Annotated in this window: 18 protein-coding genes and 1 riboswitch; of the genes, 15 read left to right on the top strand and 3 right to left on the bottom strand. The window is 63.7% G+C overall.

The annotated features are described in order from the left end of the window. The first annotated feature begins 18 nt into the window (after positions 1–18). The 6 genes from iorA (at position 19) to ACZO3G_RS09420 (ending at position 5,314) form a co-directional block, all read left to right on the top strand. Positions 19–1,764, top strand: coding sequence for an indolepyruvate ferredoxin oxidoreductase subunit alpha (gene iorA / locus ACZO3G_RS09395; protein ID WP_276871211.1), 1,746 nt, complete (start codon positions 19–21; stop codon positions 1,762–1,764). Beyond that, positions 1,764–2,345: an indolepyruvate oxidoreductase subunit beta gene (locus ACZO3G_RS09400; RefSeq protein WP_101551388.1), complete on the top strand. Its 582-nt coding sequence runs from the start codon at positions 1,764–1,766 to the stop codon at positions 2,343–2,345. The genes iorA and ACZO3G_RS09400 overlap by 1 nt, the downstream gene beginning before the upstream one ends. Positions 2,346–2,379: 34 nt before the next feature. Then, positions 2,380–3,684, top strand: coding sequence for a phenylacetate--CoA ligase family protein (locus ACZO3G_RS09405; RefSeq protein WP_101551386.1), 1,305 nt, complete (start codon positions 2,380–2,382; stop codon positions 3,682–3,684). Between the two features lie 92 nt (positions 3,685–3,776). Further along, entirely contained in the window at positions 3,777–4,202 is a 426-nt protein-coding gene (locus ACZO3G_RS09410) for an ACT domain-containing protein (RefSeq protein WP_101551384.1), read from the top strand. Positions 4,203–4,406: 204 nt separating this feature from the next. Beyond that, complete coding sequence (locus ACZO3G_RS09415) at positions 4,407–4,892, top strand: YbaK/EbsC family protein (RefSeq protein ID WP_276871203.1); 486 nt, start codon at positions 4,407–4,409, stop codon at positions 4,890–4,892. After that, positions 4,889–5,314 (top strand): pyridoxamine 5'-phosphate oxidase family protein, encoded by a 426-nt coding sequence (locus tag ACZO3G_RS09420; protein ID WP_276871200.1) that lies wholly within the window; start codon positions 4,889–4,891, stop codon positions 5,312–5,314. The genes ACZO3G_RS09415 and ACZO3G_RS09420 overlap by 4 nt, the downstream gene beginning before the upstream one ends. 42 nt (positions 5,315–5,356) lie before the next feature. On the opposite strand, the gene ACZO3G_RS09425 is transcribed toward ACZO3G_RS09420, so the two are convergent. Genes ACZO3G_RS09425 through ACZO3G_RS09435 form a run of 3 tightly spaced genes read right to left on the bottom strand, consistent with a single transcriptional unit; the run spans position 5,357 to position 9,556 of the window. After that, on the bottom strand, positions 5,357–8,140 hold the full coding sequence (locus tag ACZO3G_RS09425; protein WP_276871197.1) for an N-acetylmuramoyl-L-alanine amidase: 2,784 nt from the start codon (positions 8,138–8,140) through the stop codon (positions 5,357–5,359). A 34-nt stretch (positions 8,141–8,174) separates the two neighbouring features. Beyond that, positions 8,175–8,393 carry a hypothetical protein gene (locus tag ACZO3G_RS09430; protein WP_242970846.1) on the bottom strand — a complete coding sequence of 73 codons (219 nt, stop codon included), beginning with the start codon at positions 8,391–8,393 and terminating at the stop codon, positions 8,175–8,177. 59 nt (positions 8,394–8,452) lie between these two features. Beyond that, on the bottom strand, positions 8,453–9,556 hold the full coding sequence (locus ACZO3G_RS09435; RefSeq protein WP_277138530.1) for a hypothetical protein: 1,104 nt from the start codon (positions 9,554–9,556) through the stop codon (positions 8,453–8,455). Positions 9,557–9,661: 105 nt separating this feature from the next. On the opposite strand from ACZO3G_RS09435, the gene ACZO3G_RS09440 reads away from it, so the two are divergent. From ACZO3G_RS09440 to recO, 9 genes are all read left to right on the top strand, one after another. Next, positions 9,662–9,961 carry a YabP/YqfC family sporulation protein gene (locus ACZO3G_RS09440; RefSeq protein WP_101551376.1) on the top strand — a complete coding sequence of 100 codons (300 nt, stop codon included), beginning with the start codon at positions 9,662–9,664 and terminating at the stop codon, positions 9,959–9,961. A 153-nt stretch (positions 9,962–10,114) separates the two neighbouring features. Beyond that, a complete protein-coding gene (locus ACZO3G_RS09445) occupies positions 10,115–11,338 on the top strand; it encodes a sporulation protein YqfD (RefSeq protein ID WP_172439236.1) in 1,224 nt (407 codons plus the stop codon). Positions 11,339–11,490: 152 nt separating this feature from the next. Further along, positions 11,491–12,459: a PhoH family protein gene (locus tag ACZO3G_RS09450; protein WP_101551372.1), complete on the top strand. Its 969-nt coding sequence runs from the start codon at positions 11,491–11,493 to the stop codon at positions 12,457–12,459. Continuing rightward, positions 12,456–12,968, top strand: coding sequence for an rRNA maturation RNase YbeY (gene ybeY, locus ACZO3G_RS09455; protein WP_101551370.1), 513 nt, complete (start codon positions 12,456–12,458; stop codon positions 12,966–12,968). The genes ACZO3G_RS09450 and ybeY overlap by 4 nt, the downstream gene beginning before the upstream one ends. After that, a complete protein-coding gene (locus tag ACZO3G_RS09460) occupies positions 12,958–13,437 on the top strand; it encodes a diacylglycerol kinase family protein (protein ID WP_101551368.1) in 480 nt (159 codons plus the stop codon). Before ybeY ends, ACZO3G_RS09460 begins: the two co-directional genes overlap by 11 nt. Before the next feature lie 80 nt (positions 13,438–13,517). Beyond that, the gene (gene era / locus ACZO3G_RS09465) at positions 13,518–14,423 is read left to right on the top strand and encodes a GTPase Era (RefSeq protein WP_172439235.1); all 906 of its coding nucleotides are present in this window, start codon (positions 13,518–13,520) and stop codon (positions 14,421–14,423) included. Between the two features lie 340 nt (positions 14,424–14,763). Then, the gene (locus ACZO3G_RS09470; protein ID WP_276873180.1) at positions 14,764–16,404 is read left to right on the top strand and encodes a Na/Pi cotransporter family protein; all 1,641 of its coding nucleotides are present in this window, start codon (positions 14,764–14,766) and stop codon (positions 16,402–16,404) included. 161 nt (positions 16,405–16,565) lie between these two features. Next, positions 16,566–16,647, top strand: a riboswitch (cyclic di-GMP riboswitch). Between the two features lie 158 nt (positions 16,648–16,805). Next, the gene (locus tag ACZO3G_RS09475; protein WP_277138529.1) at positions 16,806–21,512 is read left to right on the top strand and encodes a hypothetical protein; all 4,707 of its coding nucleotides are present in this window, start codon (positions 16,806–16,808) and stop codon (positions 21,510–21,512) included. Positions 21,513–21,858: 346 nt separating this feature from the next. Next, positions 21,859–22,623, top strand: coding sequence for a DNA repair protein RecO (recO, locus tag ACZO3G_RS09480; protein WP_276874497.1), 765 nt, complete (start codon positions 21,859–21,861; stop codon positions 22,621–22,623). Positions 22,624–22,754: the final 131 nt, after the last annotated feature.

The raw sequence follows: 22,754 nt of genomic DNA on the forward strand, positions 1-22,754 counted from the left end.
CATTAAAGGAGTACATATATGAAACAGCTGATGCTTGGCAACCAGGCGGTTGCCAGAGGACTCTTCGAGGCAGGCTGCCGGTTCGTCTCGAGCTATCCCGGCACCCCCTCCACCGAGATCTCCGAGTACGCGAGCGAGTACGACGAGATCTACGCCGAGTGGGCCCCCAACGAAAAGGTCGCCATGGAGGCGACGCTCGGCGCGGCCATCGGCGGCGCGCGCTCCTTCTGCGCGATGAAGCACGTGGGCCTCAACGTCGCGGCCGATCCGCTCTTTACCGCCTCCTACACCGGCGTGAACGCCGGCATGGTCATCGGCGTGGCGGACGACCCGGGCATGCATTCCTCCCAGAACGAGCAGGATTCCCGCCACTACGCGATCGCGGCCAAGCTGCCGATGGTCGAGCCCGCCGATTCAAAGGACTGCATCGACCTCGTGGCGGCGGCGTACGAGATCTCCGAGACGTTCGACACGCCGGTCATCTTCCGCACCTGCACCCGCATCGCCCACTCCCAGAGCATCGTGGAGCCGAAGGAGCGCACCGAATACCCGCTGAAGGCCTATGAGAAGAACCCGAAAAAATATGTCATGATGCCCGCCAACGCGGTCGGGCGGCATGTCTTTGTCGAGGAGCGGATGAAAAAGCTCGCGGAGTTCGCCGAGACCACCCCGCTCAACCGGGTGGAGATGGGGGACGCGGAGGTCGGCTTCATCACCTCGGGCACCTGCTACCAGTATGTGAAGGAGGCGTTCCCCGCCGCGAGCGTCCTCAAGCTCGGGCTTGTGAACCCGCTGCCCGCGAAGCTCATCCGGGATTTCGCCGCGAAGGTGAAGACCCTCTACGTGGTCGAGGAGCACGACCCGGTCATCGAGACCTTCTGCCGCGCGAACGGCGTGCGGGTCGACGGCGGCAAGGACCGTCTCGGCCTCTGCGGGGAGTATTCCCAGCGGATGGTCGCCAAGGCGTTCGGCGGGGAGGTCCCCGGCGGGCTCTCCTTCGGCGAAGCGGTGCCCGTGCGCCCGCCCGTGCTCTGCCCCGGCTGCCCTCACCGCGGCCTCTTCTACACGCTGCACAAGCTCGGCGTGATGGTCAGCGGCGACATCGGCTGCTACACCCTCGGCGCGCTGCCCCCGCTCGGGGCGCTCGACACGACCGTCTGCATGGGCGCGTCGATCTCCGGGCTGCACGGTTTCAACACCGCGCGTGGCGGCGACTCGGCCCAAAAATCCGTCGCGGTCATCGGCGACAGCACCTTCATGCACTCGGGCATCACCGGGCTCATCGACATCACCTATAACCGCGGCAACTCGACGGTCATCGTGCTCGACAACTCGATCACCGGCATGACCGGCCACCAGCAGAACCCGACGACCGGCCTCACGCTCAAAAACCAGCCCACCCCGCAGGTTTCGATCGAGAAGATCTGCGAGGCGGCGGGCGTCAGGCGGGTGCGCGTCGTCGACCCGAACGAGCTTCGCGAGCTCGAGGCGGTCATCAAGGAGGAGCTCGCCGCCGACGAGCCGTCGGTGATCGTCACCCGGCGGCCCTGCGCGCTGCTCAAATATGTGAAGCACAATCCGCCGCTCGCCGTGGACGTGGAGAAGTGCAAAAACTGCAAGGCCTGCATGAGGATCGGCTGCCCCGCGATCAGCGCGGCGGAGGGCCACGTCACCGTCGACCAGACCCTCTGCGTCGGCTGCGGGCTGTGTGAAAAAATGTGCGCGTTCGGCGCGCTGAAATCTTCCGCGGAGGTGCAGGGCTGATGGCAAACGTAAAAAGCGTCATGATCGTGGGGGTCGGCGGGCAGGGCTCGCTGCTCGCCTCCAAGCTGCTCGGCAACGTGCTGCTCTCGCGCGGGTTCGACGTCAAGGTCTCCGAGGTGCACGGCATGAGCCAGCGCGGCGGTTCCGTCGTCACCTATGTGCGCTACGGCGACAAGGTCTATTCCCCCATCGTCTCCGAGGGGGAGGCCGATGCGGTCGTCTCCTTTGAGCGGCTCGAGGCCGCCCGCTGGCTGCCCTACCTGAAGGAGGGCGGACGGCTCATCGTCAACGACCAGCGCATCGACCCGATGCCAGTCATCACCGGCGCGGCTCAATATCCCGACGGCGTCCTCGAAAAGCTCGCCGCCACCGGCGCGAACCTGCTGGCGGTCGACGCCCTCTCGTTGGCCGAACAGGCCGGCAGCGCCAAGGCGGTCAACGTCGTGCTGATGGGGGTGCTCTCCACCCTGCTCGACATCCCCGAGGAGGCGTGGCAGGCGTCGCTCGAGGCCTGCGTGCCCGCGAAATTCCTGGAGCTCAACCGCCGCGCGTTCGCGCTCGGCCGGAACCATACCGCGTGATCCCAATCTTAATGACAGAAAGGAATGGATTCCTTTGCCAAACTACTACCAGCCCGAAATCGAGTGCGCCTCCCGCGAGCAGATCAGAGCCTGGCAGGACGAGCGCCTCGTCGAAACGGTCGAACACGCCTACAAAAACGTGGAGTTCTACCGCAGGAAGATGGACGAGAAGGGGATCAAGCCCTCGGACATCAAATCCGTTGACGACCTTTGCAAGCTGCCCTTTTTGACCAAGGCGGACCTGCGCGACGCCTACCCCTACGGACTGCTCGCCGTTCCGCGTGAGGACGCGGTGCGCATCCAGTCGACGAGCGGCACCACCGGCAAGCGGGTCGTCGCCTTCTACACCCAGGACGACATCGACCTGTGGGAGGACTGCTGCGCCCGCGCAATCGTGGCCGCGGGCGGCACCCGCAGCGACGTGGTGCAGGTCTCCTACGGCTACGGCCTCTTCACCGGCGGCCCCGGCCTCAACGGCGGCTCCCACAAGGTGGGGTGCCTCACGCTGCCCATGTCCTCCGGCAACACCGCGCGGCAGATCCAGTTCATCCAGGACCTGGGCGCCACCATCCTCTGCTGCACCCCCTCCTACGCCGCTTTCATCGGCGAGACGTTCGAGGAGATGGGCATCAGCCCGGAGGAGATCCCGCTCAAGGCGGGCATCTTCGGCGCCGAGGCGTGGACCCAGGAGATGCGCCGCGACATCGAAAAGAAGCTCGGCATCAGGGCATATGACATCTACGGCCTCACCGAGCTCTCCGGCCCCGGCGTCTCCTTCGAGTGCGCCGAGCAGACGGGCATGCACATCAACGAGGACCATTTCATCGCCGAGATCATCGACCCCGACACCGGCGAGGTGCTCCCCGAGGGCTCCAAGGGCGAGCTCGTCTTCACGAGCATCACCAAGAAGGCCTTCCCGATGCTCCGCTACCGCACCCGCGACATCTGCGTGCTCACCCGCGAGCCCTGCTCCTGCGGACGCACCCACGTCAAGATGTCCAAGCCGATGGGCCGCAGTGACGACATGCTCATCATCCGCGGCGTCAACGTCTTCCCGTCCCAGATCGAGACGGTGCTCATGAACCACGGCTATCCGGCCAACTACCAGATCGTCGTCGACCGCGTCAAGAACAGCGACACCCTCGACGTCTACGTCGAGATGACGGGCGCGATGTTCGGCGACACCGTCAAGGACATCTCCCGCCGCGAGAAACAGCTCGTCGACGGCTTCAAGTCGATGCTCGGGCTCGCCGTCCACGTGCACCTCGTCTCGCCCAAAACGATCGAGCGCAGCGAAGGAAAGGCGAAACGCGTTATCGACAAACGCCATCTGGTATGATATAATTGGCATAAGAAAGGGAAGCTTCTTCCCGGATTTTTGGGCATTATCGTCAAACTAACGCCGGCACAGCGGCAGAATGGGTGTGTAATATGGTTATCAAGCAGCTTTCCGTCTTTGTCGAGAACCAGCCGGGCAGGCTTTCGGAGATCACCGACGTCCTCAGCGGCCGGGAAATCAACATCCGCGCCCTCTCGATCGCCGACACCACCAATTTCGGCATCCTGCGCCTCATCGTCGACCATCCCTCCCGCGCCGAAAGCGCCCTCAAGGAGCAGGGCTTCACCGTCTCCCAGACGAGCGTCATCGGCGTCGGCATCGAGGACCGCCCCGGCGGTCTCGCGGAGGCGCTCAACATCCTGCGCGAGGCGGGCATGGACGTGGAGTACATGTACGCCTTCGTCAGCCACGCCGAGAAGACCGCCTACGTCATCCTGCGCGTCGCCGACAACGACGCCGCCGAAAAGGTCCTGCGCGACCACGGCATCCCCATCCTCAGCGGCGAGGACGTGTATTAGGGTTACGGGCATTTTTAGAGTTACGGGCATTTTTTGGTCGGCCTTTTGAAAAAGGCCTGGCGAAAACTTTTATCAGGCGCGGCGCCGCCGCCTGTCCGTGCACGCGGCCCGTGCGATGGGGAGCGGAAGGGCGGACGCGCGAAAACAACATCAGCCGGTTGGGCGGAAATTTTTCCGCCCAACCTTTTTTGGAGGAATGTGCAAATGTCCATCGAAAAGGTACGGGCGTTCTTTGCCGCGCGCGGGCGCGGCGGGGACGTCCTGGAGTTCCCGGTTTCAAGCGCCACCGTCGAGCTGGCCGCGCAGGCGGTCGGCGTCATCCCCGCGCGCATCGCCAAGACCCTCTCCTTCAAGAGCCCGGAGGGGTGCGTCCTGATCGTCATGGCGGGCGACGCGCGCATCGACAACCGCAAGTTTAAGGACCAGTTCTCCATGAAGGCGTCGATGCTTCCGCCCGAGGACGCGCTCGCCCTCACCGGGCACGCGGTCGGCGGCGTCTGCCCCTTCGCGATCGAGAACGAAACGGTAAAGACCTACCTGGACGTGTCGATGAAGCGGTTTGAAACCGTCTTCCCGGCGGCGGGCAGCGGCAATTCCGCCATCGAGCTCACCTGCGCCGAGCTGGAGGACTATTCCGGCGCGGCGGGCTGGGTCGACGTCTGCAAGGGCTGGGAGGAGACGGCGGTATGATGCGTGATCCCGTCCAGACGATCGGAAATCTCATCGACCGCGCGGGCGTCTCCTACATCGGCTCGGTCGACGGCGAGGGCTTCCCCGAGATGAAGGCGATGCTCCCGCCCCGCCGCCGCGAGGGCGTCCGCGAGCTGTGGTTCACCTCCAACACCTCCTCGATGCGCGCCGCCCACTACCGGGAAAACCCAAAGGCGTGCGCCTACTTCTGCGACCGCCGGTTCTTCCGCGGGGTGATGCTCAAGGGGCATATGGAGGTGCTCACAAGCCCGGAAATCAAGGCGGAGATCTGGCGGGAGGGGGACGAGCGGTACTATCCCGGCGGGGTGGACGATCCCGACTACTGCGTCCTGCACTTCACCGCGTTTTCGGGGCGGTACTACAGCAGCTTCCATTCGGAGGACTTCCCCGTGGAGAAATGAAAAAAGCGCCCGGCCGTTGAGGCCGGGCGCTTTTTGATACGTTCAGGAGGCGAAGTACTGGACGACCGCGTCCGCGACCGCGCTGCCGTACCGGTACATCGCGAACGCGTCGCAGATCTGCTGGTACTCGGCGGGATTGGTGATGAAGCCGGATTCCAGCAGGATGGAGGGGCAGGCGGTCATCATCGTGACGCGGTAGTAGGAGCGTTCGACCGAACGCAGCCTGCGCCCGCTGTCCTCCGCGAGGCTCTGGCCCGCGAGCTCGGCAAGGCGCTGCGACTGGTCGTTCCAGTAGTAGACCTCGATGCCGGAGACGCCGACCGAATCGGCGGTCACGCCGAGGGAATTGTGGTGGCAGGAGATGAAGAGGTCCGCGTCGAACTGCTGGGAGAGCTCCATGCGCTCATTGAGGGTCATCGTCTCGTCGCTGTGCAGCACGTGGACCGTCGCGCCGAGCGCTTCCAGGCGGCTCTGGGCCGCGTAGGCGTTGGCGAGGTTGAGGGTCTTCTCCCACGGGCCGCCGTCGCCCGCCACGCCCGAGGCGCCCGGGTCGGTGCCGCCGTGGCCCGGGTCGAGCACGACGGTCACGTCCGAGAGGGGGGTGGCGCTCAGGCGGTCGAACGCGGGCCGCTCGCGCAGGTAGACGACCGTGTCGTTCCCGTCGAACTGGACGTCCCAGCCGCTCAGGCGCACCCCTTCGTTCAGATGGAAGGTGAGGGTCACGGCGCCGTCGTCGCTGATCGACGATTCGACCGACGAGCAGAGGGTGCTCTCGAGCATCGAGGCGTTCATCTTTTCAAAGCCCTCGAGGTGGTGGAAGGTGACGGTCACCGAATCCTCGTCCATGCTCCCGGTGAAGGCGGGGCGCGCGGTGCCGCCGATCGTCAGCTTTTCCCCCTTGGGGGCCTTGGCCATCGCGATCGAGGCGACGGCGCTCTGCGCGGTGGCCGCGCCCTCGTCGACGTCGACGGCGGATTTGAGCACATAGCCGCCCGAGGAGAGGCGGTAGTAGCCGCCGCCCGCGTTTTCGGTGATGTAGTCGACGCAGTCCTTCTTGAGGATGGTGAGGTACTGCCCGTCGTCCGCCGCGTTTTTGTTGACGGGGACGATAAAGGTCTTCATCCGCGCGACGGGGGCCGCCCCCTCGCCCGCAACATAGACCTCCCCGGCGGTCTGCTGGCTCGAATTGAGGCCCGCGTAGTTGAGGCGGTAGGTGACGGGGCCGATGTTCTTGACCTGCCCGGACAGGGCGAGGGAGGAGACGTCGAGGGTCGCCTGATAGGTGACGGCGACGCCGTTTTGCACCGCCGCGACCGGCTGGAGGGTGGCGGTGAGCCCGCCCACCGCGGCGGTCACCGTGCCGCCGCCCGGCGCGGTGCAGGAGAGCTTCAGGAGCTGCCCTGCGAGCACCGCCTCCGAGCTGGCGGGATAGGCGCTCGATTTGACGATGGTGGAGATTGTGGTCGTCTCGGACGGGTAACTGCGGGTGATCGCGGCCGTCCTGCTGATCCCGCCCTGCGTGAAGGTGTAGGTGTTGGAGCCGTAGGCCACGTCGACAAGCACGCCCCACAGTCCTTCGGACGAGCGTTCCAGCTCGCGTCCCTCAAAGAGGAGGGGCTGGGAGGGGTCGGAGGTGCCCATGATGTAGTAGGTCCCCCAGGAGGGGTCGGCGGTCACCGGCTCGGCCGGCCGCCCGATCGTCAGGGTCTTCTGGTAGCTGAGGTCGGGCATGCCTGCGGGCTCCTTCTGGCTGAAGGCGGCAAAGAGCGTATAGGCCGCGGTGCGCGACTCGGTGTCAAGCGCGCTGTAGTTGCTGATCACGATGCCGCCCGCGCCCGACTGCCGTTCCAGCCAGAGGCTGTTGTCGATCCCGTGGGAAAAGGCGGACGCGTCGTCCGCGCCGTGCAGCGGGTAGTAGGCGGCGCCTTTGGCTTCGCAGAGGGCCTGCCAGCCCGAAAGGAGGGCGGGCAGCTCGTCGAGGGAGACGCCGTCGAAGGTCGGCACGACGAAATCGAGGTCGCCGCTCCCAAGCGGCGCGGAGAAGAGGTCGCGGGCGGCTTCGCCGCCCACCGCGCCGCCCGAGACGACGAGGCCGAGCCGCTGGGAATCCTTATGCTTGAGGCTGTCGTGCGCGTGCCCGGCGGTTTTGGCGACGCAGGAGGCGTAGTCCTCCACGTCGTCGAAGACGCCCGAGTCGACGCCCGAGAGGACGACGCCCGCGATGTCGTAGTTGGCGGTGAGTTCCGAGACGACCTTGCCCGCCAGCTTCTGCACGCCCGGCTCGGACGGGTCGAGGACGCCGTTTTTCACCCAGCCGGGATTTTTTGCCGCGGGGGAGGAGGCGGCCAGGCCGCCGGAAGCGACCGCGTAGGGGTTGACGACCGCGTAGACCTGGATGCCCCGCTCCTTGCATTCGTCGACGAGGTAGCCGAGCGGGTCAAAAAAGGCGAAGGAGCCCTGTTCGCCGGTGAGATAGGCGCTCGACGGCAGCACCGACGAGCGGTAGAGCGCGTCACACTCGGGAGCCGCTTCAAAGAAGACGGCGTTGTAGCCGTATTCGGCGGCGAAGTCCGCGATCGCGTCGAGCTGGCCGCGCAGCGCCTTGGCCGAAAGGTTGGGCGCGGAGGGGAAATCCGCGTTGCCGCGGGTGCGCACCGTCATCGCGCGCAGCTCGGGGGCGGTGGGCACGATCCCCCCGGGATAGCTCTTGGGGATGATCTCGCCGGTGAGCAGGTCGCTCGCCAGCAGCACCGTGAAGGTCGCGGCGACGATCGCCAGCGACAGGAGCAGGGTGCGCGCGATCACATGCGTCCGTTTCGGTTTCATATGGGCAACATTCCTTCTATACCGTAGTGGGGCGTCACAGCTCGAAGTCCGATTTGTCGAAAGCGGGCAGCGCGCGCGGGCGCTTGGGGACCCGCTTGAGCGGCGCGTAGCGGTAGCGCCGGCAGGAGGTGAACGGAGAGGTCACACCCTTTTTTTCACACAGCACCGAACGCCCGTCGCGGGTGATGAACCCGTATTTGCAGTACTGGCAGGCGGGCGGGATCTCGTTGGAAAACAGTCTCAGCTTGCTCATGGCGCACCTCCGAAAGTCCGATATAACCCTATCATTATACAGGAACGGAGGGGAAATTTCTACTTGTAAAAATGAACATTTCGACGCCATTCGGGAAAGGCGAGGATCGAGCACATGCAGAGCAGGCAGAGGGCGGGCAGGACGGCGTGGGGATCGGCGCGCGGGACGGGGGAGGAGAGGGAGGCGGACGCCGCGAGGACGGCAGGGGGCAGCCACCGGGCGAAGAGGGCGGCGAAGAGGGTGGTGAGCCCGCCGTGAAGCAGCCGGGAGCGGTAAAACCGCCCGAACCGCACGCCGCAGCCGTCAAAAAAGCAGGAGCGCACCTGGAAGATGATGCTGAGGGAGGAAAAGGAGACGAGAAAGGCGCAGAGCAAAAAGCCCGCGCGCCCGCCCAGCGACGCGGCCGCGATGCAGCCGCCGGTGACTTCCAGCAGTCCGGCGAGCGCGGCGGTGAAGAAGGGCTCCCCCAGCGCGGGGAAGAGCTTCCCGAGCGCGCCCGCCAGCGCCCCGGTGAGCCCGACGGCGCGCAGCAGCGCGGTGACGGCGGAGAAGGCGACGACGAAGGCGCAGATCGAGAGGATGCCCGAGGCGGCGGAGCGCACGGCGTTCACGAAGGCGTCGCGGGAGCGTTCGGGCGCGCGGGCCGGCAGTCCGCCGGCCCGCGCGCCCCGGAAGGCGAGCGCGCCGACGGCGAGGGAGGAGAGCACCTGCGCGCCGAGCAGCGCGAGTCCGGCCGCGCGGCTGCCGAGCATCCCCGCGCCGACGGCGGAGATGAGAAAGGAGGGCCCGGCGTTCACGCAGCAGCAGAGGGCGCGCTCGGCGGTTTCCCGGTCGATCTCCCGGCGCGCGAGCATGTCGGAGAGCATCCGCGCGCCGACCGGGAAGCCGCCCACGAAGCTCATGAGCAGCACCGCGCCGAGGTTTTCCGGCATGCCGATCACCCGGCGGGTAAAGCCGCTCACCGCGCGGGAGAGCACCGCCCCCGCCTGCGTTGCGGCGATCAGCCCCGCGAGGATCATAAACGGGAAAAGGGAGGGGATGATGACCGCCGCGCAGCTCCCGAGCCCCGCGCGTACCCCCTCCGACACCTCCTTGGTCTTCCATAAAAGCCCGACGGCGGACGCCGCCGCGGACGCCGCCAACAGGTATTTTGCGCATTTCACGCGCCCACACCCCCGATTACATAAAAAACCGCTTTTTATAATATCTATGTACTGGTCCCCCGGCGGATGCACCCAAATTTGCCGCGGGGAGATGGGGGAAAATCGATGTTCGGAAGGAAGAAAGGGAAAAAGGAACGCTATTCGATCGCGGACGCGGTGTCCCGCACCCTCGAGCTGCCGGTCGACGTGCTCGAAGGGCTGCCGCAGCTGGAGCTGCTCGGCAACCGCGAAGCCTATATCGAGCACTGCCAGGGGGTGCTCGAATACAACGACCAGATCGTCCGGCTCAACACCGGGAGGATGATCCTCAAGTTCACCGGCCGCCGCCTGACCCTAAAATGCCTCAGCGGAGACAGCATGACGGTGCAGGGATATTTTACCGCGCTGGAGTTCTCCACGGTCTGAATCGTTTGACAGGCGGAGCCGGGAAGCCGGCGCTTCATACCGGACCCCGCCATTTCGCATACGGCATGTTGGAGAGGCGCGGCGGGCGGAGAACCCGCCGCAGCGGCCCCTCAGCTTGCCGAAATGATTTTCGACAAGCTGAGGGGTGGTTTTTTGCTGTTTATCCGGTTCCTGCGCTACCTGCGCGGGCATGTCAAATTTTTTGCGCGGTCGGGTTCCTTCGAGCGCCTCATCAACCTCTGCGCCCACCACCGGGTCCCCCTGTGGGACTGCCGGCGGGAGGAGGCGGGATATTCGGGCCGCACCACCGTGGACGGCTACCGGCGGATGCGCCCGCTCGCCCGCAAGGCGGGGGCGGTCACCCGCGTGAAGGAGCGTCACGGGCTGCCCTTCCTGCTGCGCCGCTACCGCCGCAGGATCGGCGTGGCCGCCGGCGCGGCGCTCTTCATCGCCTTCTTCGCCGTCACCCAGCAGTTCGTGTGGGTGGTCGAGGTACAGGGGAACGAGCGGGTGGACAGCCAGGTGCTGCTCCAGGCGCTCGAGGAGCTCGGAGTCAGGCGGGGCGTCCTCAAAAGCGGGCTCGACGCGCGGGAGATCCAGCTCGAGGTCCAGCTCAAGGTGGACGATCTCTCATGGGCGGCGCTCAACATCCGCGGCACCACCGCGACGCTGCTCGTGCGGGAACGCACCGTGCCGCCCCAGAAGATCGACACCAAAGTGCCCGCCAACGTCGTGGCGGCGCGGGACGGCCAGATCGTCAGCATGGCGGTCACGGACGGCCGGGCGGCCGTACAGAAGGGGGACGCCGTCCGGGAGGGGGAGATCCTCGTGAGCGGCGTCTTTGAGGACCGCTGGGGGCTCAACCACCTGCTGCGTGCCAACGCCAAGGTCATCGCGCGCGTCCCCGAGAGCCTCGCCGTCGAGGTGCCGCTCACCCAGTCGCGCGCGGTGCCGTCCGGGCGGGTGGTCAAGCGCCGCTACCTCGAGCTGCCGGGGGTGCGCCTGCCCCTCTTCCTCTATTCGGGGCTGGACGGGGAGTACAAGGTGGAGAAGGTGACCCGGCCGCCCGTCCTGTTCGGCGTGGAGATGCCCTTCCCGGTGACGCGCGAAACCTACATCTTCTACGAGACGGAGGAGGAGCGGATCAGCGCCGAAACGGCGCTGCGCATCGCCGAGCGGCAGCTCGCCGCGAAGGAGCGGGGCGCGTGGGCGTCCGGCACGGTGGTCAAGCGGGAGGTCTCGGCCAAAACGGAGGGCGGCAGGGTCGTGCTGACGGGGGAATACCTCGTGGAGATGGACATCGCCCGGCAGGTGGAAATCCCGGTGTTCGACCGCACAGGACAGGGGGAAAAGGCTCTGCGCGAGGGAGGCTACTAGGGATTTTGGCGCGTTTCCAAAGAAACTGGGAAAGTTTCACAAAATATTCATAAAGAACTGTGGAAACTGCTTGTTATTTGCGTGAAGATTTGCTATACTAAATCGTGGATGATTTTGGGGATTTCCAATAGAAAAAGGATGGAAAAAAACGAATGATCGAACAACTGGTGAATATCGACCGGATGGAGCACGCGCTGGCGCTGTTCGGGAGCTTCGATGAGAACGTCAGGCTCATCGAGCAGGAATACAGCGTCACGGTGACCTGCCGCGGCACCGAAATCAAGGTGTTCGGCGACGAGGAGGGCGTCTCCCTGGCGGTACGCGCCATCACCGGGCTGCTCTCCCTCATCAACAAGGGGGAGTCGCTCACCGAACAGAACATCCGCTATGTCATGGCGATGGTCAGCGAGGGGCGCGAGGACAAGGTCGCGGCGCTCGCGGACGACGTGGTGTGCATCACCACGACGGGCAAGCCGATCAAGGCCAAGACCCTCGGGCAGAAGCGGTACGTCGAGGCGATCCGCGACAACACGATCACCATCGGCGTCGGCCCCGCCGGCACCGGCAAGACCTACCTCGCCGTGGCCATGGCGGTGCGCGCCTTCCGCGCGCACGAGATCAACCGCATCATCCTGACGCGCCCCGCCGTCGAGGCGGGGGAGAAGCTCGGCTTTCTGCCGGGCGACCTCCAGAACAAGGTCGACCCCTACCTGCGTCCGCTTTACGACGCGCTTTTTGATATGCTCGGCGCCGAGAACTACCAGAAATATGTCGAGCGCCAGAACATCGAGGTCGCCCCGCTCGCCTACATGCGCGGGCGCACCCTCGACGACAGCTTCATCATCCTCGACGAGGCCCAGAACACCACGCCCGAGCAGATGAAGATGTTCCTCACCCGGCTGGGGTTCAATTCCAAAGCCATCATCACCGGGGACGTGACCCAGATCGACCTGCCGGACGCCAGGCGTTCGGGCCTTCTGGAAGCGGTCAAGGTGCTGAAGAACGTGGATGACATCGCCATCCTTCATTTCACCGAGAAAGACGTCGTGCGCCACCGCCTGGTACAGGCGATCATCAAGGCGTACGAGCGGTATTACGAGGAGGGTAAACGCAACAGATGACCGAAAGTATCAAGGTGCTCATCACCAACCGCCAGAAGGACGTGAAGATCCCCAGCGGCATCCGGCTGCTCATCCGCCGCTGCTGCCACGCGGTGCTGGCCGCCGAGCAGTTCGGCGACAGCGCGGAGGTCAGCGTCAGCTTCGTGAATAACGAACAGATCCGCCAGCTTAACAACGAGTTCCGCCAAAAGGACACGGCCACCGACGTGCTCTCCTTCCCGCTCGGGCAGGACGGCGTCTACGACCGCAACCTCGAGACGGGCGCGCTCCAGCTCGGCGATATCGTCATCTCGATCGAAAAGGCCGTCGAACAGGCCCGTATCTACGGCCACTCCCTCCAGCGGGAGATCGGCTTTCTGACCGTGCATTCGATGCTCCACCTGCTCGGCTACGACCACGAGTCGGGCGGGCTCGAGATGGTGCGGATGCGCGAGAAGGAGGAGAGCGTGCTCTCGAGCCTCGGATTGCAGCGGGACGGCAGCTATGTGCTGACCGAAGATGAAATCTAAGCTCGCCGCCCTCGCCCGCAGCTTTCGCTGGGCGGGCTGCGGCGTGCGCCACTGCGTTTTGCACGAGCGCAACTTCCGCATCCACCTGGCCGCCGCGCTCTTCGTGTTCTGGCTGGCCGGGGCGCTGCGCGTGGAGGCCGCGGGCTTCGGGCTGCTGTCCCTCGCGGCCGGCGGCGTGCTCGCCGCCGAGATGCTCAACACCGCCGTCGAGGCGGCCGTCGACCTCGCCAGCCCCGGCAGGCATCCGCTCGCGAAGCTCGCCAAGGACGTTTCGGCCGGCGCGGTGCTCGTCATGGCGCTCGCGAGCGTCGGGGTCGGGTTCGCCGTGCTCTGGCGCCCGGAGGGGCTGCTCGCGCTCTGGCGCGCGCTGCTCGCGCACTGGCAGCCGAAGGTGCTGCTCGTGATCTATCTTGCCCTCGCGGCCTGGTTTGTGTTCGGGTTCGGCGGGGAGAAACAGACGCCGGCGTAGACCGCCGGCGCATTTTTGCGCCGCGCCGTAAAGGGCGGAAAAACTGGACGCGCCCCACAGGGGCGGGGAGGAGAAGCATTTTGACCGAACCGGAATACAGCACCAAATCGGCGTTCGTCGCCATCGTCGGACGCCCCAACGTGGGAAAATCGAGCCTGCTCAACGCCCTGATCGGGGAGAAGGTGGCGATCGTCTCGGACAAGCCCCAGACCACCCGCACCCGCATCACCGGCGTGCTGACGAGGGGGGAGACCCAGTTTGTCTTCATTGACACGCCGGGGCTCCACAAGCCCCGCACGCGGCTGTCGGAATACATGGTGAAGCAGGTCAGCGACAGCGTCGCGGACGTGGACGTCGCCCTGCTCGTCGTCGAGCCGCAGGGGGAGATCGCCCCCGCCGAGCGAGACCTCATCGCCTCCTTCCGGGCGCAGCGGATTCCCGCGGTCCTCGTCGTCAACAAGATCGACACCCTCGCCAACAAGGAGAAGCTGATGCCCCGCATCCTCGCCTTTACAAAGGAGTACGAGTTTTCCGCCGTCGTGCCGATCTCCGCGCTCACCCGCGACGGGGTGGACGCGGTGCTCGGGGAGCTCGAGGCGTTCGCCGCGCCCTCCCCCTTCTTCTTCGACGCGGACACGCTGACCGACCAGCCCGAACGGGTGATCGTGGCCGAGATCGTGCGGGAAAAGCTCCTGCGCAACCTGCGCGACGAGATCCCGCACGGCACCGCCGTGTCGGTGGAATCGATGAAGGAGCGGGAGGGGCAGGACCTCGTCGACATCGAGGCGCAGATCTACTGCGAGCGGGAGAGCCACAAGGGGATGATCATCGGCAAGGGCGGCGAGATGCTCAAGCGGATCGCCACCCAGGCGCGGCAGGACATCGAACGGTTCCTCGGCTGCCGGGTCAACCTCAAATGCTGGGTCAAGGTGCGCGAGGACTGGCGCAACCGGGAGAACGTCATCCGGTCGCTCGGCTACAACTGAGCCGCGCGTCGGTTTGAAAAACGAACAGGAGGCCCCGCGGGGACGGACAACCGTCCCCGCGGGGCCTCTTTCGCCGCCGTGTAAAATCTGCGTAAAATTTGCGGCGGAACCCTTGTGCTCCCCGGCGCGATCTTTTATAATGGGTTGCGAATCGCGGTGAAAAGGGGGGGACGTTCCGCATGGAAGCGGCTGCGCCGTCCGGAGCATCCGCCCGGATACCGGGACTAAAGAGGCATGACCCGCGTCCGGCGCCGGACGCGCGCCATGCCTTTGGAATGTTTCATCCCCGCCCTGCCGGCGGATTCGGGAAGGAAGTAAAGAGAGAAGGAGCGTGCCGCGCGTGAAGGTGGCGGATATCCTGGGGCTTCTGGGAGGCCTGGCGCTGTTTTTATACGGGATGCAGATGATGAGCTCGGGGCTCGAGGCGGCGGCGGGCAACCGCATGAAGCGGATTTTGGAGCGGTTGACGAGCAACCGCCTGCTGGGGGTCGCGGTCGGCGCGGGCATCACGGCGGTGATCCAGTCCTCCTCCGCGACCACCGTCATGGTCGTGGGCTTTGTCAATTCGGGCATGATGACCCTGCGGCAGGCCGTGTGGATCATCATGGGGGCGAACGTCGGCACCACCATCACCGGCCAGCTCATCGCGCTCGATGTGGGCGCGCTGGCCCCGCTCTTCGCCTTCTGCGGCGTGACGCTGGTCGTGTTCATGAAGCGGGCGGTCTTTCACCACTACGGGCAGATCGTCGCGGGGCTGGGCATCCTCTTCATCGGGATGGAGATGATGAGCTCCTCCATGATGCCGCTGCGGGATTCGGAGGCGTTCGTCAGCCTCATGACCCGCTTTGGCAACCCGCTGCTGGGGATCCTGGCCGGGGCGCTTTTCACCGCCGTCATCCAATCCTCCTCAGCGTCGGTGGGGATCCTCCAGGCGCTGGCGGACAGCGGGCTCATCGGCCTGCCGAGCGCGGTTTACGTCCTCTTCGGCCAGAACATCGGCACCTGCATCACCGCGGTGCTGGCCTCGATCGGCACCGGGCGCAACGCGAAGCGCGCCACCGTCATCCACCTGCTCTTCAACCTGATCGGGACGAGCATCTTCACCGTGGTCTGCATGACGTTCCCGCTCACGCAGTTTATCGAGGCGCTGACCCCCGGCAGCCCGGCGGCCCAGATCGCCAACATGCACACCCTCTTCAACGTTGCGACCACCCTGCTCCTGCTCCCGCTGGGCACCTGGCTCGCGAAGCTCGCGGTGCGCATCCTGCCCGAGCACGTCTCGGAGGACGCCGCGCTGCAAAAGCTGCTCTACATCAAGCCGGTGGAGGCGTCGCCGGAATACCAGATGGGCAACTCCGCCATTGCGATCAACGGCGTCTGGCGGGAGCTCGGACGGATGGCCGACATGGCCCGCGGCAACGTGGAGCAGAGCTTCCTCGCCGTGCTGGACGGCGATTCCCGCCGGTTGGCGGAGGTCGAACGCACCGAGGAATACATCGACTACCTCAATAAGGAAATATCAAAGTACATCTCGCGCATCATCGTTTACGAGGCAAACGAGCGGGACTCGATGACGATCAGCGCCTTTTTCAAGATCAGCGGCAACCTCGAGCGGATCGGCGACCACGCCGTCAACATCTGCGAGTACACGAAGCTGCTGGAGGAAAAGCGGATTTCCTTTTCCGAGCAGGCGCGGGGCGAGATCGCACAGATGAGAGAGGTGAGCCTGCGAGCCATCGGCCTGCTTCGAGAGCTGGACGGCGTTTCCGTCGAACGCCTGTCCGAAATTTCCGCCTTTGAGCAGAAGATGGACGACATGACCCTCGCGTTCCGGCAGAACCAGATTCGGCGGATGCACGAGGGAGTCTGCTCGGACGAGGCGTGCATCCTCTATTCCGAGATGCTGACCGATTTCGAGCGGATCGGCGACCACATCCTCAACATTGGGCAGGAGCTCGCCTCGGCCGGTTTTCCGCGCTGAGAGGCGATCCATCCGTCCGGCTTTCCGCGTATGCGCGCGGAAAGCCGGTTTTTTATGTTTTAAACCACAAAAAAGGAGGCAATTTGCAAGTATTTCCACCAAATTTCAAAAAAATAACTGTACAAAGGTCATACTATATGTTATAGTATGGGTAACAAAAAATGAATATTTGGCAAAACTATTGAAAGATAGTGACGCAAAGCCATGGGTCTAAACCGTAGGGTATGACAGCCGGTTGCCGCACAGCCTCCCTAGGGGGGCTTTCTGTACGACTGCCGTCGAGGCGGTCGTATTCTTTTATTGGGAGAAAAAAACGGTCACACCGTCTCCCCCGGCCGCGGCCCAAAGAAATTCCGGACAGATCCGATTCGGACAAAGATATTTTTCTAGGAGGGCATATCATGAAAAAGAACTGGATTCGCTTGCTGACGATGTTGCTTGCGGCCATGCTCATCCTCACGATGAGCGGCGTTGTCAGCCTTGCGAACGACGACCAGCCCGTCACCGGTGACGGCGTATCGGATGTATCCGATACGATCAGTCCTGTGAAGACGGAAGAAGAGCCGTCCGTGGACGAGAGCTCCACAGGCGCGAGCTCAGAGGATGAAGGCTCCAAGGGCCCGAGTTCCGAGGACGTAAGCTCCGAGGGTTCGAGCTCCGAGGACGCAAGTTTCAAGGACGCAAGCTCCGAGGATTCGAGCTCCAAGGATGCAAGCTCCGAGGACATAAGCTCCGAGGAATGCACCTGCGGCGCCGCCGAGGGCGAGGTACATAAGGAGGGCTGCCCGCTCTACACGGAGCCCGAGGAGAAGCCCTCAGAGGCGGTCCAGGCGGTCATCGACATGATCGAGGCGCTCCCGGACGCCGGCACAGTCGCCAACTATGAGCCAGCGGTCGATCTTCCCGAGGACGACGAGGGATACAACGACGCCTATAATGAGGCGTATTCGGCGTACCTGGAGGAAGCGAAGGAGAATTACGCCGCCGCGCAGGAGGCGTACAACGCGCTGACCGACGAGGAAAAAGCGGAGATCCCGGAGGAACTGACCGGAAAACTGGCTGACTTTGCCGGTTTTATCGCCATGCTCGGGCAGGCGAACACGCTTGAATTGGACCCCGCCTTGGGCGACGGCAGTTGCGATGCGGTCGATATCTATATGGCGGCCACGGAAGAGGGTCTGGATAGCGCGAACCCGATAGAGACCAAGACAGAACCTTCCGCGAGTCATCCCATCACCAACAGCAGGACGTTTGATTTCCCGAATGACCTGCTGGGCGACAATGAATACCTGTACGTAAAAGTTGTAAAAAAGCAGGCGGATATCTACAACCACGACATTGGGAAAGTCGATATCGGATGGGAACCCAATGGGTTTACCTATGAAATCAATGGAATCGCCCCTGGCAATACGGTCAAAATCCCGGTGGAATACGTCAAAGGCGAATACGGGGACTACGATTACTTCCATTTCGACGTCCATTTTGCGGAACAGACGGTCGATGGTCAGAAGGTGCAGGCCCACAGCGTGTTTTACAAATCCCATCCGAACGTTTCCGGCGGTATCACTGCGGATACATTTGACGTAAAGAGCGTTATCGGGACTTATACGGCTAATGCCGGTAATGAACAGCTCGAGCTCGTGGTCGAAGAGGGCGAGGATGGAGTTCGCGCGACGCTGTCCGGGGAAGTCAATTCGCAGGGCGGCCCGGTGATCAACAAGGTCACGGTGGAACCGATTGAATTCGGCAGCGACGGGACGATCTTGGAACGTACGGTAAAAATGTCGTACAGTGTAAATTATTACTTCCACTTTGACGCGGAGGCGCGGACGCTGACGCTCAAGGAAGATGTGAAGTATCGTAAGGATGCCATTGAGACAAGCCAATACACGGATTTTTCGGGTTCTATCGCGGCGGGAACGGTGTTTACCCTGACTCGTGCTCCCGAAGTTGCGCGGATCGGAGACACTACGTACTCTAGCCTTGAGGAGGCCGTCACGGCTCTGAACGAAACAGCGGGCAGCGATCCGGTCACTCTCCAGTTTGCAGCAGGGACCTTCTCCCCGACCGCCAACGAGCAGCTGCGCATCACGCGTGCGAACGTCGTCCTCAAGGGCGCTGCGCAGGGAAAGACGACCATCGACACGACGGCTTATTCGGTCAGCGGACAGGCCGGGCTGTTGGTACAGGCCGACAACGTCACCGTTGAGGACCTGACGATTCAGTCTTCGGCGGGCGCAGGTGTGAGCGCACTCAAATTTACGGCCATCGGGGATGGAAAGACGCTTACGCAGTTGCAGGGCGGAGCGGTCAAAAACGTCACGATCTCGAGCGGCGGACACGCGCTCAACCTGCACGGCACGGCCAACATTTCGGTAGACGGACTCACGGTTACGAAGGCGGGCAAGTGCGCCATCGCCGTGGCGAGCACCACTGGCCTGACCATTTCCAACACTACGACCTGCGAGGAAGGCTGGGCCAGCATCGGGATCATGTATGCGGATGGGGCCGCATATAAAGTGCCGTCCGTTATAACGATCGGAAGTGGAAACAACTTCCAGAATAAGCTGATCTACTCCGAACGCCCATCGGCGGCAGCCGGCGGAGTGGATAAGCTCTCCGGACTGACCGGTTGGATGAAGACGACCTCGGAGAATGGCGCTTGGGCGCTGACGCCCGGCGTTGCTGTCGCGAAGATCGGGACTTCGGAATACGCGAGCCTTGCCGCGGCGATCACTGACGCCGTAAGCGGCGACACAATCACGCTTCTGGGGGACACAGCCGAGGATGTCGTCATCCCCGCCGGAAAGACGCTGACGCTCGACCTCGGCGGAAAAACGCTTACCAATGTGAGCAACCATACGATCATCAATAAGGGGAACCTGACGGTTACCGGCGGAGGCAAGATCGACAACCTGACCCACCAGAGAACGCCGCTGTTTAACGACGCGGGCGCCACCATGACGGTGGGGAATGTCCAGGTGGACAGGAGTAAAGAGGCGGGTTCGAGCGCCACGGAATCCGGCGGCAACTCCTACTATTACATCCTGAATCACGGCACAATGATCATTGACGGCGCGCAGGTTCGTTCCAACGGCTGCTATTCCAGCCTCATTTCCAACGGCTGGCAGAGCCCGACACAGAACTCGGGCAAAAGCAACTCCGTCATGACGGTCAAGAGCGGTTCCTTCTCGGTGACCTTTGCGTCGGGCGGCCTGTACGTGCTCAAGAACGATGACTACGGCGTCATGACGGTTGAGGGCGGAACCTTTACCGCGGGAAACACGGAAGGCGGCGTCGTGCTGAACTGGAACGATCTCACCATTAAAGGGGGAACCTTTAACGGCGGCGAGAAGGCGGCGATCGTCAACGCTGTCGAAGCGGACGGGGACGGGTACCCGACGCATCCCGACTATGAAAAGGGAACCATCCAGATCAAAGGCGGCACTTTTAATGGAAGCATTGGAAACCATGCAAGCTATCCCGCCGGCAAAATTTCTGCCGTCGGCGGAAGTTATGACAGGGTGCTCGATGCACAATATGTCGCGGAAGGCTACTCCTGTGTAGCGGAAAACGGCCGCTATATCGTCTCCATCACTGACGACGGGATCGCCAAGGCTGTGGATGAGGCGATCAAAGCCGGCAACGCCGCCCTGAAAGCGGCGCTGGGTGACGACTCCACCACGACTTTGGCCACTGTCACCGAGAGTGAAATCAACAAGATTTTGGCAGACCAAAACAAAAAGGATGATTTCAAGACGGCAATTGGCAAGGCCAGCGCCATGCTGGATAAGCTCGATGCCGGCAAGCTGGCGGCCTATCTTGCGAAGAATCCCGACCTGAAAAAACAGGTGGACGCGCTGCGGATGAGCTACGACATCGCCTTCACAGTGGCTCCTGCGGCGAGCGCTCCGGAGGTGAAGGCGACCGTCCCGGCGGACGCGACGGATGCTGAAAAGCAGGCGTTTAACGAGGCGAAGGGCGAACTGGCCGCCGACAGCAACCCGGCGGCAACCGAACCGCCGAAGAACCTGGCCGAAGCGGTGAAGGGGAACCTGCCCGCGGAGGCGACCGAGGCGGCGCTTGCCAATAATACCACCGAAATCCATGTTTCCCTCGAGACGGAGATCCACGATATCGCCGTGCAGGAGGTCACCAACGACGACGGAACCACGACCGCGGTGGTCACCGAGATCAAGTTCGAGGTGCAGCCCGTCTGGTTTATCGAGGGCACGGATGAGAAGGGAACCATCGATTCGCTGAGCGGACAGCCGGTCACCTTCAAGCTCCCCATCCCGAAGAGCGTTACGGATAAGTATGCGAAGGTCGTCCATGAATACTCCGGCGGCAGCGAAACCTTCTACCTGGAGATTCAGAAGGACAAAGCGGGCAACCAGTATGTCGACGTGACGGTCACCCATTTCAGCCCGTTTGTCGTGACCTTCACCAACAGCAAGCCCTCCTCCGGACATTCTTCCTCGGGCGGCGGTTCCGGCGGCGGGAGCGCCTCGCTCGATAACTACGACTTCTGGGCGAAGGTCCAGAAATCGATCGAGCGCGCGGACGGCGGCGACGTCATCAAAGCGAACGCCTCCAAGGCGCTCAACGTGCCCGGCAGCGTGCTGCGCGCGCTCGAAGGCCGCGACGTGACCCTTGTCATCAGCTACAAGGGCAGGGAACTGGCGATCTACGGCAAGAACATGCCTTCGATCCCCGACAACAAGGTCTACTATACCTTTGACGACCTGTTCGACCTCTTTGCGGATTACGACGCGACCGTGTTGGAAATCCCCGAGGCCAAGCCGGGCAGCAACCCGGTGACGGGCGGCGGCTACTATCTGCCGGGCGTCACCGTGCCGACGGTCACCCTCACGGCGGAGCTTCCCGCGGTGCCGGAGACCCCGGACAGGATCTCGCTGGAGCCCGCCGAGAAGGCGGTCGAGCCGGCGGTGCCGGCCGAAGCGGCGCCCGCGCAGGCATCCGCGCCCGCGGCGGCGCACAGGCGCCTGAGCGGCGTGACGATCGCGCTGGCGGCGCTCATCGCGGCGGTGGCCGTGGGCGGCATCACCACCGGCGTCTGGCTCTATAAGCGGCGCGAACAGGAATAAGCACCCTAAGGGGCGCATCCCTCCGGATGCGCCCCTTTCCTTCCCCGTCCCGGCTTGACGGGGCGGGGGATGTATGCTATGCTTTTTCTGATAAAACGCGTTTTTGGCTGTCAAGTCTAAATTACTGGAAAATGTGATAGACTTTCCCTCTGATAAGGGTGCCGCCGCCGGAAAAAATAGTACCATCAGGAAAAGATGGGGGCGGTGCTGATGAATCCGGGCGAGATGTCGGCCTATGACGCGTTTTTACATTCGGGAAAGATTGAGGACTACCTCAAATATGTAGACGTCCGGCAGCAGTCCGCAACCGGGACTGCTTTGGGCGCCGCTGTGACGGGAGATACCGGTGCATATCACGACCGACGGGATCGTGCTGCGGGAGCGCGCGATTGACGAGTTTGACTGCGTGCTCACCCTCCTGACGAGGGAACGCGGCATCATATCCGCATACGCACGGGGAGCTAAGAAGCCACGCGGGACGCTGCGCGTTCCCGCCGAGCTGCTCAGCTACTCGTGCTTTGTGCTGTTCTCCAACCGGGAGCGGTACAGCGTCGACAAGGCCGATCTCGACACCGTCTTCATGGGCGTGCGCGGCGACGTGGAAAAGCTCTCCCTCGCCTCCTACTTCTGCGAGCTGACCGCGCAGGCCGCCCCCCGTGAGGAGAACGCGGACGGCTATCTGCGCCTGCTGCTCAACACCCTCTACCTGCTCGACACGGGCAAACGCGCCTGCGGGTTTCTAAAGCCGGTCTACGAGCTCCGGCTGCTCACGATGGCGGGCTTCATGCCCAACCTCGTCGCCTGCGCGGGCTGCGGCTGCTATGAGGCGGAGGAGATGTTCTTCCTGCCCCAGTCGGCGCAGCTCGCCTGCGGGGAGTGCGTCCGTTCCTTCCCGGCGGACCAGGTGCGCCTGCCGCTCGGCAGGGGGGTGCTCGCCGCCATGCGCCACATCCTCTATTCCGAGGCGGAGAAGCTCTTCTCCTTCAGCCTCCCCGGACCGGCGCTCGCCCGGCTGGAGGAGGTCTGCGAATGTTATACGGTCACACAACTGGAACGGCGGTTTGACACGCTCGATTTTTACCGGACAATGAAGGGATCAGTCAATGGATAAATACTGTAAGGCAATTGAACTGGATAAGATCCTCGCGCGGCTGGCGCAGCTCTGCTCCTGCGAGGACGCGAAGGCGATGGCGCTGGCCATCGAGCCCGCGCGCGACCTGCGGGACGTGCGCGAGCTCATGC

Source organism: Anaerotruncus sp., from assembly GCF_057433415.1.